Raw genomic sequence first — 16,792 nt, forward strand, 5'->3', positions numbered from 1 at the left:
TATTCGCTTATTAGCTTGTAGGTTAATTCATTTTATTTCTTTTTTCATTCAATCCATTGTTCATTTCTTTTTCCTTTACTGTCTCAAAAGAAACATCTTGTTCCATCCAAATCATCACATCAAGATTTCAACAGAATCACTTTTGTGGCATAAAGCATTACACTTTTCAGATTGGACTATGTCCCTAGTAAATTGGAATGCTTGAAATATCCGAAAAAAACATCCACTTCGTGAACGTTTCGCTCTGCTTCTTAACTCTTTTGTGAAGTTTACAGCTGTAAATGTGAACATTTGTAGGAAAAAAGTAGGATTTTTTAATAACACTGTTTTAAAACGCTTACATTTTGGGCATATAATGAAGTGGTAAGTCAAATTGCATAAGGGAGAAAGGGGAGTATCACATGTCAGCATTTGTCAGTGAAATTATTGGTACGATGCTATTGATTCTGCTCGGTAACGGTGTCGTCGCCGGCGTCGTCCTCCGCCATTCCAAAGCGGAAAACTCTGGCTGGATTGTCATCACAATGGGTTGGGGTCTTGCCGTTATGGTCGGGGTCTACGCAGCCGGAATTTACGGAGGCGCCCACATCAACCCTGCCGTCACGATTGGTCTCGCGACAGCAGGCGAATTCCCATGGGCTGATGTCCCACTTTATATCCTCGCTCAGTTTATTGGAGCCATCATCGGGGCATGTTTGGTTTATGTCCACTACAAGCCGCACTATGATGCGACAGACGATCCTGGTTTAAAACTGGCGACGTTCTCGACAGCTCCAGGTATTCGAAGCACGCCGTACAACTTGATTGGTGAGATTATCGGAACATTCGTCCTTGTCTTTGCATTGTTGTCATTCGGGGCAAACACATTCGCAGACGGACTCAATCCACTCATCGTTGGTTTCTTGATTGTATCGATTGGTCTTTCGCTCGGTGGTACGACGGGATATGCGATCAACCCGGCACGTGACCTTGGGCCACGTATCGCACACGCATTCCTTCCAATTAAAGGAAAAGGATCTTCGGATTGGGGTTATTCATGGATCCCGGTCGTCGGTCCGATTATCGGTGCGATTATTGCCGCACTCATCTACGGTATTCTCGTCCCTTAACACATAATTTTGAAGGAGGAAATCACATATGGCGAAAGAAAAACGTTATATTTTAGCATTGGACCAAGGAACGACAAGTTCACGGGCAATCATCTTTGATCATGATGGAAAAATTGTCACAGTCGCACAGCGCGAATTCAAACAATACTTCCCAAAACCAGGCTGGGTCGAGCACAATGCCAATGAGATTTGGGGCTCTGTCCTCGCCGTTATGGCGGAAGCGTTCGGTTCTGCTGATATCGACCCGAATGAGATTGCCGGAATCGGGATCACGAACCAACGTGAAACAGCTGTCGTTTGGGAAAAGGAAACAGGACGCCCTGTCTATAACGCCGTCGTCTGGCAATCCCGTCAAACCGCCGACATCTGTGAAGAGCTGAAAGCAACCGGTCATTCCGATATGGTCCGCGACAAAACAGGTCTCCTCATCGATGCCTACTTCTCAGGAACGAAAGTCAAATGGATTCTTGACAACGTCGAGGGTGCACGTGAAAAAGCTGAGAACGGCGAACTCCTCTTCGGGACAATCGACACGTGGCTCATCTGGAAACTCTCTGGTGGAAAAGCACACGTAACCGATTACTCGAACGCATCGCGTACACTCATGTACAACATCTACGAACAGAAGTGGGATGACGAGTTACTCGACATCTTGACAGTGCCTAAATCAATGCTTCCTGAAGTCAAACCGTCAAGTGAAGTCTATGCGAACACGATTCCATACCACTTCTTCGGATTCGAAGTCCCGATTGCCGGAGCTGCAGGTGACCAACAGGCCGCCTTGTTCGGACAAACTTGCTTCGAAAAAGGTGAGGCGAAAAACACGTATGGAACAGGTTGTTTCATGCTCATGAACACGGGAGAAGAAGCCGTCAAATCTGATCATGGTCTCTTGACGACAATCGCTTGGGGCTATAACGGGAAAGTAGAATACGCGCTCGAAGGTTCGATCTTCGTCGCCGGTTCGGCGATCCAGTGGCTCCGTGACGGATTGCGGATGTTGAAATCAGCGAAAGACTCGGAACAGTATGCGACACGGATCGAATCAACTGACGGTGTCTACGTCGTTCCTGCCTTCGTCGGTCTCGGTGCACCGTATTGGAACTCTGACGTCCGTGGTGCCATCTTCGGTCTCACACGTGGGACAGAGAAAGAACAGATGGTCCGGGCGACAATCGAGTCACTCGCTTACCAGACACGTGACGTCCTCACGTCGATGGAGAGTGACTCAGGCATCAACTTGAAGACGCTTCGCGTCGACGGTGGGGCCGTCAGTAACAACTTCCTCATGCAGTTCCAATCGGACATTCTCAACGTCCCGGTCGAGCGTCCTGAAGTGAGTGAAACGACTGCACTCGGTGCCGCCTACTTGGCAGGTCTCGCCGTTGGATTCTGGAAAGACCAAGCCGAAGTCAAAGAACAGTGGAAACTCGACAAGAAGTTCGATCCAAACATGGATGAGTCTCATCGCGAAGCCCTCTACAAAGGATGGCAACACGCTGTCGAAGCCACAATGGCATTCAAGCCTTCAAAACTTGATGTATAAGACGAACGGGCATCCTCACGGGTGCCCTTTTTGTATGCAAAAAAGAGTACCCATGACGGATACTCTTACAGTTTACGTAAGCGAACTCTCGGGCTCGTCGGTTCCCCGACGAACAAAATTCCGAGCTCATGTGGATCGGTCTCATACATCGCTCGTTGAACGAATCGGATATCCCCGTTCAGATTCAATACTTCCAGTTTGATGTACGGCTTATGTTGCTGGAGCGCCTCATAAAAACTATGCCCTCCTGTGATGACCGTCCCGTTGACTTTATAGATCGATTCACCCGGGATGAGCTGCATCGTCTCCCCAGGTGAGTTCGGTAACGTGTCGACGATGACCGCCCCACGGTTTCCATTGATGAAAACGGGTGTCGTTCCCCGATTCTCGCGTTTGATCCATTGTAAGCCGAGCTCATAGAGGACGAATAGCGTCAATACTACATAGTCGACATATGGAATCTTAAACGCATATGAGAGGGCGAATAAACCGAGAGCGATCAAAGCGAGTACGGCACGATAATTGCTCAATCGTGCGAGAAGCGTTCCTGGTAAGGCGCCGGTCGACAATAAACTGACCCCGATGGGAATCGGAAGAATGATGGGCACCATCGGCCAGTCGAGACCGAACATCGGTGGCACGAAGACGACGAGCGGGAAAAACCAAATCCGTTTGACGACATGCCCTCCGATAAACTGCCCCCGTTTCGACAAGATCAAGGTCGGGGATGTCTCTTTTGGTCCGTTCCAACGCAAGAGAATCGCTTCCGCAAGGGTGACGAGGCCGAATGTGAGCGCATAGACCGTCCAATCGACCTGAGCGAGTGCTGCTACCCAATCACGAAGCGCCCCATATGCGACAACATCGCGTAACAAGACGACCCCGAACAACACGAGAAGAGGCAGCACCGGATTAAAGAATCGCGGATGCATCGTCAAGACGACGAGCGTATAGAGAATCGTGAACGAGACGGCCCACTCAAACGTGATGGTCGTCTCGAGTAAAATCGTCACGGCCGATGAGAGGACCGCTAACAGAAGACTCGGCCAGATGAAATGTCTCCATTCCGACTTCGGTGAGCGACGTCTCGAACGGAACATGGCCCGTTCTCGCTTGACCCGTGTCAGCGATATGTATGTAAGGGCGACGAGTGTCACCCAAAACAGCGGACTACCTAACAACGTCAATAAAGCCGTAACACCCATTCGTACAACTTCCACGCGGTCCAACCCTTTCTTTCATACAACGTTATTTTGCGGCTTCTTCAAGCGCACGATTCAATTGGGCGTCATTCGCCTCATCTTGAATCGCTTCGAGCAACTTCGCTTCGAGTGCAGAGGCTGTCTCTTCATCGACAGTTCCAGAAGCCTCGAGACCATTGTCTGTCTGGAATGCTTTCACGGCGTTCGCCATCGTGTCCCCGTAATATCCCGGCTGACCGCCTGGCTCATAGCCGATTCCAGTTAAAATTTTATGCAAGTTCGAGACGGCGTCACCGTAATCTCCGACTTGGAGCGACTCTTCTTCTGTCAGGACACGGGTCACGTTGAAGAAGTCAGGTTGCTCCACTTCAATGTCCGGCTCGATGCCCTTCTTGTTAATCCAATTTCCGTCCGGTGTGAGCCACTTGCTCGTCGTCAATTTCAAGTTACTGCCGTCCTCTAAGTCGAACGCCGTCTGGACGACACCTTTTCCGAACGTCTTCGTCCCGATGATGGTCGCGCCTGCTCCTTCTTTCATCGCACCAGTCAAAATCTCAGATGCCGAGGCAGAACCCTCATCCGTCAAGACAAACAGTTCATACGGTTTCGCTTCACGAGCGCGACCGTTTTGTGCATCACGGTCACCGTCCGCATTCTCGATTTGGACGACCGGTTTTGATGTCGGGACGAACCCTTCCGACATCTCGATGACGGCAGGCAAGAGACCTCCCGGATTTCCACGAACATCGATGATCAAGCTATCGATTTCTTCTGACTCGAGTTGCTCGAGTTGTTCGAGGAATTCATCAGCCGTCGGTTCTGAGAATTGGGTGACTTGGAGATACCCAATCTTTTTACCGTCTTTCTCTTTCACTTCAGAGAAGACCGTCTCGATTGGAATCGTGTCACGTATGATCTCGTAGTCCGCCGTCTGACTGCCACGGCGAATCGTCAATGTGACGGTCGTCCCTTTTTCTCCTCGAATCAATTGGACGGCCTCCTGTACATCCATCCCTTCAATCGACTCCCCGTCGACCGCTGTGATGATGTCACCAGGACGAAGTCCCGCCTCTTCGGCCGGAGCGCCTTTGATCGGAGCGACAATTAAGATGTCCTCTCCTTTCTTCTCCAAAGTCGCGCCGATTCCTTCAAAACTCGATTCAATCGAGTCCGTAAATTGTGACGTTTCTTCCGCATCCAAGAAATCCGAATACGGGTCGTTCAGCGCTGCGGTCATCCCGTCGAGCGCACCGGTCAATAAATCGTCTTCTGAGATGTCCTGTAACGAATGTTCTTCAATCAAATCACGTACTTGGTCGACTTTATCCCAGCCTTCCGCATTCGTTTGAATGGGAAGCGATGTGTCTGTAAACGCCATCGTCGCAAGGCCTGCACCGGCCCCAGCCACGAACGTTGTGCCAGCGAGTAGTCCTGCGGTTGAATTTTTCACGGGTTGGTCCCTCATTTCTCTTTGTAAGTCTTTTCATTAGTATAGCAAAAACTAGAGGAAAAGCGGACGCGTTCCACATATTTGGGACGCGTCCGCTTCTGTCAGTATCCAATATACGGGGCCGGGTCAATTGCGTTCGGCTGTCCCGGTGCCCATTTCCCTCGGTGTAACTCAAAATGAAGATGGGGTCCCGTCGACCAGCCGGTATTGCCAAGCGTTCCGACCGTCTGTCCCGCCGCCACTTGTTGACCGGCTCCGACTGTGATCGCATTTAAATGGGCATAGACGGTCGTCCAAATCTCACCGTTGATGACATGCGAAACGAAGACGACATTTCCATATCCGGTCGCCGGTGCCGCCTTGATGACGACACCTGGTGCGCTTGACACGATTGGTGTTCCAGACGCATTGACGAGGTCAATGCCCTTGTGAATCTCCGGCACACCTGTCAACGGGTTGTCTCGTGGACCGAACGGACTAGACACATAACCGGACACAGGACGAACGAATCCCGTGGACGTGGACACATTCGTCGGTGTTTCGGTTGGTGCGGTCACTTCTGGTGCCTCCTCGACCTCCGACTCACGGGCTTCCGCTTCTGCTTGTGCTCGCTCTTCAGCGGCACGCGCCTCAGCTTCATGTTTGGCACGTTCCGCTGCCTCTGCGGCTTCTCGTTCGGCAGTCGCAATCGCCTCTAGTTGTTCACTGATGATGCGGTTCTGTTCAGCCATGACCGCCTGCTCTTCACTGCGCGTCATCTTTTCGAGCTCGAGCTGCTCTACTTGTTCGTTCAGTTCAACCAACAGGTCACGTTTCTTCTCGGCCGTCCGGTCAAGGTCTTGCTTGGTGATGACGAGCTCGCGCTCTTTTTGCTTGATGAAAGAGAGCTGGGTACGTTGTGTCGACTCGAGCGACTCCAAACGTTCCATCTCACTCATATAATTATGTATGAGCTCCCGGTCCTGTTCAGCGATCGTGCGGGCCGTCATAGCCCGTGTCACGAAGTCGCCGAAGGAACGGGACTCAAAAATGACTTGTAAATAGGAAGTGTCTTCATGTACTTGCAAAACGCGAAGGCGCTCGTTCACGAGTTCCTTCTGGCTTTCCAAGTATTCTTCCTGAACGGAAAGTTGTTGGCGGGTCGACTCGAGTTCTGCCCGGGCTGTATCGACCTCATGCTGCTGAATGGCGATTTGTTCGCTCAATTCATTCAACCGGTCGTCGACGACGTGTATTTCCGTCTTCACGGCATCACGCTCTGCCTCGGTGATCTCGAGTTCGGCATCCGTCTCGGCCTGCGCTTTTTTCGACTCCTCCAACTCATTGGACAGTCGATCTTGTCGAGCTTTCAACGTGTCTTTCTCTGTCGCCATGACCGGCATGGCAAGTAACGATACACACAACCCTAGCGCAAGCGAACGTTTCATCCGCCAACTCCTCCTTATTTAAGTTAGATTTTCAAGAAACGACCGAGCGATGTCGTCGATCCCCAGATTCCGATGAACGCACCGAGTGCAAGTAAAACAAGCGATACTTGGACTGTTAGCGTCGATGGATCAATCAACTTAAATATATCACTATTCAATTGATCAAGCGATGGTTGTAAAGCACTATATGCAACGTCATATCCGAAATAAATGACAAGAATCGGGACGAGAGCCCCAAGCATTCCAAGGAGCAATCCTTCGATAAAGAACGGCCAGCGGATAAAGCTGTTTTTCGCTCCGACGAGTCGCATGATTTCAATCTCACGGCGACGCGAGAAGATTGTCATTTTAATCGTATTTGAGATCAAGAACATCGCCATCAATGTCAAACCGACAATCAACGCGAGTCCACCGATGCGAATCCCGTTGAAGAAAGCAAACATTTTATCGATGTAGTCTTTTCCGTATTTCACATCGTCCACATTATCGAGTGAACCGACCGATTTGGCCACTTCCTCTAGTTCTGTCGGGTCTTGTGCTTTGACGATATAGCGGGCGTGGAGCGGGTTGTCTTTTTCGACCGTTCCGTATGCAGCCGCATCATCGCCGAGCTGGTCTTGGAACTTCGCTAGCTCATCTTCTTTTGAACTGAACGTGACCGTCGAGACACCCGGCACCTGTTCAATGTTCTCCCCGAGTTTCTCAACCGAGTTCTCATCCGCTGTACGAGTGATGAACACTTGAATCTCGACATCATTTTCGACGTTATCTGAAATTTCATTGATGTTGAACATGACGAGTGCGAATACACCGACAAGTAGCAACGTAATGGTCACGGCACTAATGGCCGCGAACGACATCCATCCATTCCGAAGTGTTCCTTTGAACCCTTCACGCAAATGGCGCAATCCAGTCTTAAATATCATAGCCATATGCTCCTTTCTCTTCATCGCGCACGACTTTCCCGTTCTCAATCGCGATGACGCGGTGACGAATCTTATCGACGATGTCACGGTTGTGTGTCGCCATGACGATTGTCGCTCCGCGGCGGTGAATCTCTTCAAACACTTCCATGATACCCCATGCTGTTTCCGGGTCTAAGTTTCCTGTCGGCTCATCGGCGATAATCAATTTTGGCTTATTGACGATTGCGCGAGCAATCGAGACACGTTGTTGTTCTCCACCTGATAGTTCGTCCGGATAGTTGCGCGCCTTGTTCTTCAATCCGACAAGGTTCAACACATCCATGACTTGTTTCCGAATCGAAGACGTATCCGCTCCTACAACTTCTAATGCGAACGCTACGTTCTCATATACCGTAAGTGACGGCAACAATTTGAAGTCTTGGAAGATAACGCCGAGTTGACGGCGTAGCTTCGGTACGTGTCGGTCTTTAATTTTCCCGACATCGAGTCCGTCAATCAACAATTGACCGGCTGTCGGCTTCTCCTCACGATAAATCATCTTCATGAACGTCGACTTTCCGGCACCGGAAGGCCCGACGACATAAAGGAACTCGCCGTCGCGAATCTCTAGATCGAGGTCATCCATGGCGACGACGCCGTTCGGATATACTTTACTGACTTTTTGCATCGAGATCATAACGTATTCCCTACCCTTTTTAAATTATTTTTAAGCATCTATGACGAATTTGAATCAATTATTTTAGTTACTGTATATTTCGCCTAGAGTCTTTTTTACAGGAAACGGCTCCCTCTGTCAAGGTGTCGCTTTTTTATGTTAGCCTGGTCAAAAAATCATCTAGGGCATATGTTGAAGCGACTACAATTATATCAATCCGACTTTTAAAACACCATTACAGGATTGTTTCAGTTCGATTGAGTTCGATGTGAAAATGTCGCGAAGAAACTCGCTTTCTTATTCCCCAAGAGAATATTGAAACCGCACTTCAAAAGGGTGCTCCCTAAGGAACACCCTTCACCAATACGCCACATTTAATCGTGTGGTTTTTCTTTCAATGCATCAAACGGCGACTTTTTCCGTTTCCGATACTTAATATGAATCGTTGAGGATTCATAGTCATCGGAAGCCCGGATATCCCGACTCGATACGCGGACGAATGACCAAGCAAGAAGGAACATGATGAAGATAAGCGGGAATCCACCGACGATACTCGCTGTCTGGAGCGTCTCTAGTCCGCCGAGGAACATGAGCGTGAGCGGCATGATAGCAAGCGCGAACGCCCAAAAGAGACGGTTCCAGACAATCGGCTCATCCTCGACATGTTTTTGCGTGACCGATGCCAAGATGTATGATGATGAATCGAACGTTGTCGCCAAAAAGATAATGGCAAGAAGCGTAAAGACGCCGATGACGACTTTCCCGAAAGGCAATTGGCCGATGATGGCGATGATTGTAGGTGCCGGGCCATTCGCCGCCATGTACCCGACAACATCGAACGTCCCACTTAGATGAAGGTAGAGCCCGTAGTTTCCGAGAATCCCAAAGAACAAGATGCATCCGAGCGTTCCGTACACCATCGTCCCAAAGATCATATTCCGAATCGTACGACCGCGTGAGATACGGGCGACGAACAATCCGACGAATGGTGCATAGACAAGCCACCATGCCCAATAGAACACCGTCCACGATTCCGGGAACCCGGTCGATGTGAAGCCACCGAAGTCACCGAACGGTTCCATCCACGTTGCCATCCGGAAAAAGTTATCCATGACGATTCCGACTCCATTGAACGTCGTCTCCATAATGAATCGAGTCGGACCAAAGATAAGCACGAACGTCAAAATCCCAAGGGCGAGCCAGATGTTCAAGTCACTGAGTACTTTGATGCCACCCTTCAGTCCAATGTAAGAACTGATGGCGAAGATGACCGTACAAATCAACATGATGACGGCCTGCATCCCGAGCGTGACGGGAATCCCTGTCAGTTCGTTGACCCCTTCGGCAATCATCGGGGTACCGAGGGCGAGCGTCGTCCCGGCACCACCTAATAATCCAAAGATAAATAAGATATCAATCAATTTACCGAGGGGTCCATCTGCCCATTTTCCGATAACGGGACGTACCGCTTCACTTACCTTTAAGACGGATTTCTTACGGACGTAAAAGAAATAAGCGATCGGCAGTGCCGGTAACGTATAGATTGCCCAAGCGATCGGTCCCCAGTGGAACATGCCATATGCTGTCGACCATTGAATCGCTTCCGGTGACTCCGGTGTCAGCCCGAACGGCGGACCTTCATAGTAATAGACCCATTCGATGACGGACCAATAGAGGATGCTGGACCCGATGCCGGCAGCAAATAACATCGCCGCCCAAGAGAATGTACTAAATTCGGGTTCTTCATCTTCACGACCTAATTTGATATGACCATTCTTACTGAAGGCAATGAAAATCAAAAATCCGAACGCACCTAAGCCCATTGCTAAGTACAACATGCCGAAGTTAGAGGTCATGTATTCGTTCGCCGCACCGACCCACGCTTTACCGGTCTCTGGGAAGAAGATGAGCGGTAACGTCACCCCTAACAGTAATACAAACGAGCCGATAAAGGTCGGCCAGTCAATCAGTTTCGTCTTCAATTGTCATCACTCCATTTCCACTATGTCTCACGTTACCTTAACAATATTTCCCCAAGCCCTAACACCCAAAACAAAAAAGCATGAGGTGTGTTCCACCTCATGCTGTCGAATCTTATTTTTTCTCAGCGAGCCAAGCAGCGACCGCTGTGATTTCTTCGTCTTTTTCAATGACGTTCGCAGGCATCGCGCCTTGACCGTTTCGAATGACGTTTTCAATCTCTTCTGCCGACAGACGAGCACCGACTTGCTCGAGTGACGGACCACTCATTCCTTCAAGGTTCGCACCGTGACATGCCGCACAGTTTTGTGCGTATACCGCTTCCGCGTCAACCGATGCCGTGTTCGAGCCCGAATCCCCGTTGCTCGATGTATCCTCTTCTTCACCGCCGCCACATGCGCCGAGTGTCAGCATGGCGCCGAGGCCGATGGCCATCATCCATTTTTTCATAACCACGTTCCCCTCCTAAGTTGTAGAAATGACCTACATTTACCATTATAGCCGTTAACGTATGCTTTCTAACCTAATCTCACGAAAAGTACACAAAGATTCCACAAATTACGGTACGTTGATGTAACGCTTATCGGACGTAAACCCTTGTCCTAGCACCTCATGTGCCTCACTGAAGACAAGGAATGCCTCCGGGTCAATCCGACGGATGATTTCCTTCAATCGACTCACTTCGCTCTGACGGACAACAATCATGAGCATCGGACGGTCAAGACGAGAGTATGCTCCGATTGCTTGGATCTCTGTCGCACCACGGTCAAGTTCCTCGAAGACGGCCCGGACGATGAAGTCTCGCTTCTCCGAGATGACGTAAGCCATCTTGTCCTGTGTGAACCCGAGCTGGACGAAGTCGATCATCTTGACCGTGATGAATAATGCGATGAGTGCATAGAGTCCGGTCGTAAACGAGAACGTCAAGGCCGCGGTCAAGACGACCATGCCATCGAGGATGGCGATACAGAGATAGAGCGGGATGTGCGTGAACTTATGTAAGATCTGAGCGATCAAGTCCATTCCCCCTGTCGAGGCGCGTCCACGGAAGATGAGTCCGAGTCCGACACCGACGCCGACACCACCGAAAATGGCCGCGAGGAGCGTATCGTCCACGGCCGCACCGGCATCGATCGCCTCATAGAAAAGAATGACACCCGGTAAGAAGACGGAGCCGACGAGCGACTTCACACCGAAACCGAGTCCGAGGATGGCCCACCCGATAATCAGAAGTAACACGTTCGCCACGAGCTGGAACGCCCCGGGCGAGATGCCGAACAGTTCATACGTGATGACCGAGATCCCGCTCACCCCACCTGATGCCAGATTGTTCGGCAACAGAAATAAGCTGAAGGCCGAGGCGACGAACATCGAGCCGGTCAACAAATACAGATAGTCTTTGACGATTTGCTTCATTAAAGAAAGTCTCCTTTACACACAACATGGCCCAAAGACGGGTGTCTTTGAGCCACATGCATCACATATTTGTTTTACGAAGGTAGGCATCGATGAACGGCATGACATCCCCGTCCATGACCCCACTCGTGTTTCCGACCTCATAGTTCGTCCGGTGGTCTTTGACCATCGAGTACGGGTGGAAGACATACGAACGAATTTGGCTACCCCAACCGATGTCCGTCTTCTCCCCACGGATCTCGTCGAGTTTGCGTTGCTGCTCGTCGAGTTCGCGTTGGTACAATTTCGCTTTCAACATCTTCATCGCCGACTCACGGTTCTTGATCTGTGAGCGCTCAGTCTGACATGACACGACGACACCCGTCGGCACGTGCGTAATTCGGACGGCAGAGTCCGTCGTGTTGATGTGCTGACCGCCGGCACCCGACGCGCGGTACGTGTCGATGCGGAGGTCCTCTGTCCGTACTTCGATCTCGATGTCGTCATCGAATTCCGGCATGACGTCACATGACACGAACGACGTGTGACGACGACCTGACGAATCAAACGGCGAGATGCGGACTAAACGGTGAATCCCTTTTTCCGCTTTCAAGTAGCCGTATGCGTTATGTCCGATGATGCGGAGCGTGACCGACTTGACGCCCGCCTCTTCACCCGGGAGGTAATCGACCGTTTCGACTTTCCAGCCTTGTTTGTCCGCGAAACGTTGATACATCCGAAGGAGCATCGATGCCCAGTCCTGTGACTCGGTACCGCCCGCACCTGGGTGCAATTCAAGGATGGCGTTGTTCGCATCATATGGTCCGTTCAAGAGGATCTCGAGTTCGAAGTCATCAAACTCCTTCTTGAGCGCTTGAATCGATTCCCCAAGCTCTTCTTGCATCTCGGCGTCCGGTTCTTCCTTGATGAGTTCGAGCGTCACTTCGCCGTCCTCATGTTGGTTCGCGAGGTCTTGATACTTGTCGACCATCGCTTTGAGACCGTTTGACTCGTCGATGACTTTTTGAGCCTTCTCCTGGTTGTCCCAGAAGTCAGGATACGTCATCTCGTTCTCGAGCTCGGCGATACGTGCTTCCTTCTCTGTCAAGTTGAGAGACGCTCTGTAATTCTCGAGGCGTTTCGCCATCGCCTCTAGTTCGTTCCGAATATCTGAAATTTCCATAGTGTGATTCACCTTTCCGTAGGAAAGAGGCGAGCGGACCCGCCTCTTCAATAATTAAGCCTGTTGTCTACCGTGACAGTTCTTGAACTTCTTACCAGAACCGCACCAGCACGGGTCGTTCCGGCCGATGCTGTCTTCTTTCGAACGACGGACCGGTTTCTTCTTGACCGGTGCATCGCTCTTGCCAGAGACGGCAACTTCCTCTTCGACGACTTTCTCGCGTCGGAGGTTGTCCCCGACTTCGGCACGAAGGACGAAGCCTGTCACTTCTTCTGCGATTGCCGCATTCATCGCGTCGAACATGTTGATCCCTTCCGCTTGGTACTCACGAAGCGGATCGTTCTGTCCGTAGGCGCGGAGATGAATCCCTTGACGCAACTGGTCCATATGGTCGATATGGGACATCCAGTGCGAGTCGACGGCACGGAGCACGATGATCTTCTCGAACTCATTGAAGCGTTCCGGTGGCGCGAGTTCACGTTTCGCCTCGTACTGCTCGTTCACGCGCTCCATGAGAAGCTCGATGATTTCTTCACGCTCTTTGCCGTAGAAGTCTTTGCCTTCGACCGTCTTCTCGAGCGCGAGCGTCTGGTTGGCCCAGTGCGCGAGCTCGTCGATGTTCCATTCTTCCGGTACGAGTTCGATCGGCGTGTATTGGCCGACACCGAGTTCGACCGTCTGCGCCATCATCGAACGAACGATATCCGTGACCGACTCGTTCTCGAGGATGCTCGAACGGTCCTTATACATGACCTTCCGTTGGTCGGCCATGACGTTGTCGTAACCGAGAAGCTGCTTCCGCGCATCGTAGTTGTTTCCTTCGACACGTTTTTGCGCTGACTCGACCGCTTTCGAGACCATGCGGCTCTCAATCGGTTGCGTGTCATCCATCCCGAGACGCTCCATCATGCTTTGGAGGCTATCCGTTCCGAAGCGACGCATGAGCTCATCTTCGAGTGACAAGTAGAACTGGGATTTACCCGGGTCCCCTTGACGGCCCGCACGACCACGTAGCTGGTTATCGATTCGGCGTGATTCGTGACGCTCTGTCCCGATGATGTAAAGACCACCGAGGTCGATGACACCTTCTCCGAGCTTGATGTCGGTACCACGACCGGCCATGTTCGTCGCAATCGTGACGGAACCTTTTTGACCGGCGTTCTCGATGATTTCCGCCTCACGCGCGTGGTTCTTCGCGTTTAAGACATCGTGACGAATCTTCTTCTTCGTCAAAAGCTTGCTCAAGTATTCAGACGTCTCGACGGCGACCGTACCGACGAGGATTGGTTGGCCCGTCGCGTGGACTGCCGAAATCTCCTCGACGACGGCTTTGAACTTGCCTTCCATCGATTTGAAGATGAGGTCTGCCTTGTCATCGCGAAGGATCGGTTTGTTCGTCGGGATCGTCACGACCTGCATGTTGTAGATGTTACGGAACTCTTCTTCCTCTGTCTTCGCCGTACCGGTCATCCCGGCAAGCTTCTCGTACATCCGGAAGTAGTTCTGATACGTGATCGTCGCGAGCGTCATCGATTCGCGTTGAATCTCGACGCCTTCTTTCGCCTCGATCGCCTGGTGAAGACCTTCCGAGTAGCGGCGTCCGTCCATGACACGACCCGTGAATTGGTCGATGATCATGACTTGCCCCTCACGTACCATATAGTCGATATCGTGATGCATGACCGCGTTCGCACGAAGGGCGAGTCCGACGTGGTGGTTGACGGCGACGTGTTCGATTGCGAACAGGTTGTCGATGCCGAAGAACTTCTCGGCGAGGTCGACCCCTTGGTCCGTCAAGAGGACCGACTTCGTCTTCACGTCGACCGTGTAATCGTCTTCCTCTTTCAACGTACGGACGAACGCATCCGCGCGTGTGTAGAGTTCGGTCGATTTTTGAGCCGATCCCGAGATGATGAGCGGAGTACGCGCCTCATCGACGAGGATCGAGTCGACTTCATCGACAATCGTGTAGTAGAGCTCACGTTGAACACGGTCTTCCTTATAAAGGACCATGTTGTCACGGAGGTAGTCGAATCCGAGCTCGTTGTTCGTCGAGTACGTGATATCACAATTATAGGCCGCTTGTTTCTCGACACGGTCCATGTTCGACACGTTGAGGCCGACTGAAAGACCGAGTGCGAAGTAGAGCGGCTCCATGAGTTCTTTATCTCGTTTCGCCAAATATTCGTTGACCGTTACGACGTGTACGCCACGGCCAGTAAGCGCGTTCAAGTAGACAGGAAGTGTCGCGACGAGCGTCTTCCCTTCACCGGTTTTCATTTCGGCGATGTCGCCGTTATGGAGCACATAGCCCCCGATGAGCTGGACACGGTAATGACGCATCCCGAGCACACGCTCCGATGCCTCACGACAGACCGCGAACGCCTCCGGCAAGAGGTCGTCAAGTGTCTCGCCTTTTGCCAGACGTTCCCGGAACTCTTCCGTCTTCGCCTGAAGCTGTTCGTCGGACAATGCTTTGATTGGTTCGGCGAACGACTCGATCAAGTCGGCCGCTTTCTCTGCTTTTTTCAACATTCGTTTCTGTGGAGCAAATAACTCTTTCAAAAAGTTCGCCATACTCATATCTCCTCTGCACTCACTAAAAAATGCATGTTTTTTCCCTAATGTACAGTTTAACCGAAGTGGTGCCACCTTTCAAGGAAAGGCAAAAGGAAACGACCCCCCGAAGCCGGGAGGTCGTGTAGTGTCAAGTTTATTATTCAGGTTCGATCAAGCCGTACTTCCCATCTTTACGACGGTAGACGACGTTCGTGTTGCCCGTTTCTGCGTCTGAGAAGACGAAGAAGCTGTGACCGAGCATATCCATTTGAAGAATCGCCTCTTCCGTGTCCATCGGTTTCAACGTGAAGCGTTTCGTCCGCACGAGTTCGAGTTCTGCCTCGTCCTCATCGTAGACGGCCGGTGTATCATCAGGTCCTTCTAAAGACTTGAAGTACTCGCCGACGCCACCTTCTTTCCCGCGTCCTTTACGGTTGAGTTTCGTTTTGTGTTTACGGATTTGACGTTCCAATTTATCGACGACGAGGTCGATTGCCGCATACATGTCGAGGTTGATGTCCTCAGCACGGAGCAACAAGTTCGGCATCGGGATCGTCACTTCCACTTTTTGTTTCTCGTTATACACTTTCAAGTTGACGTAAGCCGTCTGTGCATCCGTAGGAGTTGTGAAATACCGAGTCAACTTCTCCAGCTTTTTCTCGACATAGTCTTTGATTGCTGGTGTGACCTCAATGTTTTCGCCGCGAATGTTATAAATCATCTGAACTCCTCCTTAGAAATAACCGCTTGAACCAATGATTCGTCGAACAAGACGGAATCTCCTGCTTCATTTCTTAAAAAAGAAAGGGGAACCAGGTGGCTCACTCATATTATACCCCGAAAACGCTGCGATTGAAAACGTTATCATCAGAAAATAATGACAATTTTGTTCCGAATTCAACATTTCCTAGAACGAGCGAAAGGTATAGAAAGAAAATACCCATTCCACTCATTTTTAAACGCCTTTTTTTATTATGTAGAAAAAATAAAAGCCGACTCCCAAGGGAGCCGGCTTCGTGGTTTGAAATTATAATTTTACAACGTTAGCCGCTTGTGGGCCACGCTCGCCATCAACGATTTCAAACTCTACATCTTGACCTTCGTCAAGTGATTTGTAGCCTTCAGATTGGATTGCTGAGAAGTGTACGAACACGTCTTTGCCGCCTTCAACTTCGATGAATCCAAAACCTTTTTCTGAGTTAAACCATTTTACTTTACCTACCATGTGTAAATCCATTCCTTTCACCATTGGAGAATACAGAGGATTGTCCTCTACGGCTAATCTTACCACCTTCTTGTAAGCGTGACAAATACTTTCTCAAATATTTGTAAACGTTTCGTCATTTGGCTTTCATTGGAA

Annotated in this window: 14 protein-coding genes; 2 read left to right on the forward strand and 12 right to left on the reverse strand. The window is 50.6% G+C overall.

The features are described from left to right. Window positions 1-401: 401 nt before the first annotated feature. Both OKS35_RS07375 and glpK read left to right on the forward strand, forming a co-directional pair. Entirely contained in the window at window positions 402-1,109 is a 708-nt protein-coding gene (locus OKS35_RS07375) for an MIP/aquaporin family protein (RefSeq protein ID WP_047795079.1), read from the forward strand. Between the two features lie 28 nt (window positions 1,110-1,137). Next, entirely contained in the window at window positions 1,138-2,655 is a 1,518-nt protein-coding gene (gene glpK / locus OKS35_RS07380) for a glycerol kinase GlpK (protein WP_264092768.1), read from the forward strand. Window positions 2,656-2,720: 65 nt separating this feature from the next. On the opposite strand, the gene OKS35_RS07385 is transcribed toward glpK, so the two are convergent. The 12 genes from OKS35_RS07385 to cspD all read right to left on the reverse strand — a co-directional run bounded on the left by OKS35_RS07385 (window position 2,721) and on the right by cspD (window position 16,657). After that, complete coding sequence (locus OKS35_RS07385) at window positions 2,721-3,875, reverse strand: PDZ domain-containing protein (RefSeq protein WP_264092769.1); 1,155 nt, start codon at window positions 3,873-3,875, stop codon at window positions 2,721-2,723. Window positions 3,876-3,903: 28 nt separating this feature from the next. After that, complete coding sequence (locus OKS35_RS07390) at window positions 3,904-5,307, reverse strand: S41 family peptidase (RefSeq protein WP_264092770.1); 1,404 nt, start codon at window positions 5,305-5,307, stop codon at window positions 3,904-3,906. Window positions 5,308-5,408: 101 nt separating this feature from the next. Continuing rightward, complete coding sequence (locus OKS35_RS07395; protein WP_214781703.1) at window positions 5,409-6,734, reverse strand: murein hydrolase activator EnvC family protein; 1,326 nt, start codon at window positions 6,732-6,734, stop codon at window positions 5,409-5,411. Window positions 6,735-6,757: 23 nt separating this feature from the next. Then, window positions 6,758-7,660: a permease-like cell division protein FtsX gene (gene ftsX, locus OKS35_RS07400; protein ID WP_031422854.1), complete on the reverse strand. Its 903-nt coding sequence runs from the start codon at window positions 7,658-7,660 to the stop codon at window positions 6,758-6,760. Further along, window positions 7,650-8,336, reverse strand: a complete 687-nt coding sequence (gene ftsE, locus OKS35_RS07405; protein WP_047795074.1) for a cell division ATP-binding protein FtsE — start codon at window positions 8,334-8,336, stop codon at window positions 7,650-7,652. The genes ftsX and ftsE overlap by 11 nt, the downstream gene beginning before the upstream one ends. A 353-nt stretch (window positions 8,337-8,689) precedes the next feature. Beyond that, window positions 8,690-10,297, reverse strand: a complete 1,608-nt coding sequence (locus OKS35_RS07410; protein ID WP_159562643.1) for a BCCT family transporter — start codon at window positions 10,295-10,297, stop codon at window positions 8,690-8,692. Window positions 10,298-10,409: 112 nt separating this feature from the next. After that, window positions 10,410-10,745 (reverse strand): cytochrome c551, encoded by a 336-nt coding sequence (gene cccB / locus OKS35_RS07415; protein WP_031422851.1) that lies wholly within the window; start codon window positions 10,743-10,745, stop codon window positions 10,410-10,412. 108 nt (window positions 10,746-10,853) lie between these two features. After that, on the reverse strand, window positions 10,854-11,711 hold the full coding sequence (locus OKS35_RS07420; protein WP_264092771.1) for a YitT family protein: 858 nt from the start codon (window positions 11,709-11,711) through the stop codon (window positions 10,854-10,856). Between the two features lie 61 nt (window positions 11,712-11,772). Then, window positions 11,773-12,873, reverse strand: a complete 1,101-nt coding sequence (prfB, locus tag OKS35_RS07425; protein WP_264092772.1) for a peptide chain release factor 2 — start codon at window positions 12,871-12,873, stop codon at window positions 11,773-11,775. Between the two features lie 54 nt (window positions 12,874-12,927). After that, window positions 12,928-15,450, reverse strand: a complete 2,523-nt coding sequence (secA, locus tag OKS35_RS07430; protein WP_264092773.1) for a preprotein translocase subunit SecA — start codon at window positions 15,448-15,450, stop codon at window positions 12,928-12,930. A gap of 139 nt (window positions 15,451-15,589) precedes the next feature. Then, a complete protein-coding gene (hpf, locus tag OKS35_RS07435) occupies window positions 15,590-16,153 on the reverse strand; it encodes a ribosome hibernation-promoting factor, HPF/YfiA family (protein WP_012726945.1) in 564 nt (187 codons plus the stop codon). A gap of 306 nt (window positions 16,154-16,459) precedes the next feature. Next, entirely contained in the window at window positions 16,460-16,657 is a 198-nt protein-coding gene (gene cspD / locus OKS35_RS07440) for a cold-shock protein CspD (RefSeq protein ID WP_012726946.1), read from the reverse strand. Window positions 16,658-16,792 lie beyond the last annotated feature (135 nt).

The organism is Exiguobacterium sp. N5, from assembly GCF_025842465.1.
GTDB classification, from domain to species: domain Bacteria; phylum Bacillota; class Bacilli; order Exiguobacteriales; family Exiguobacteriaceae; genus Exiguobacterium; species Exiguobacterium profundum.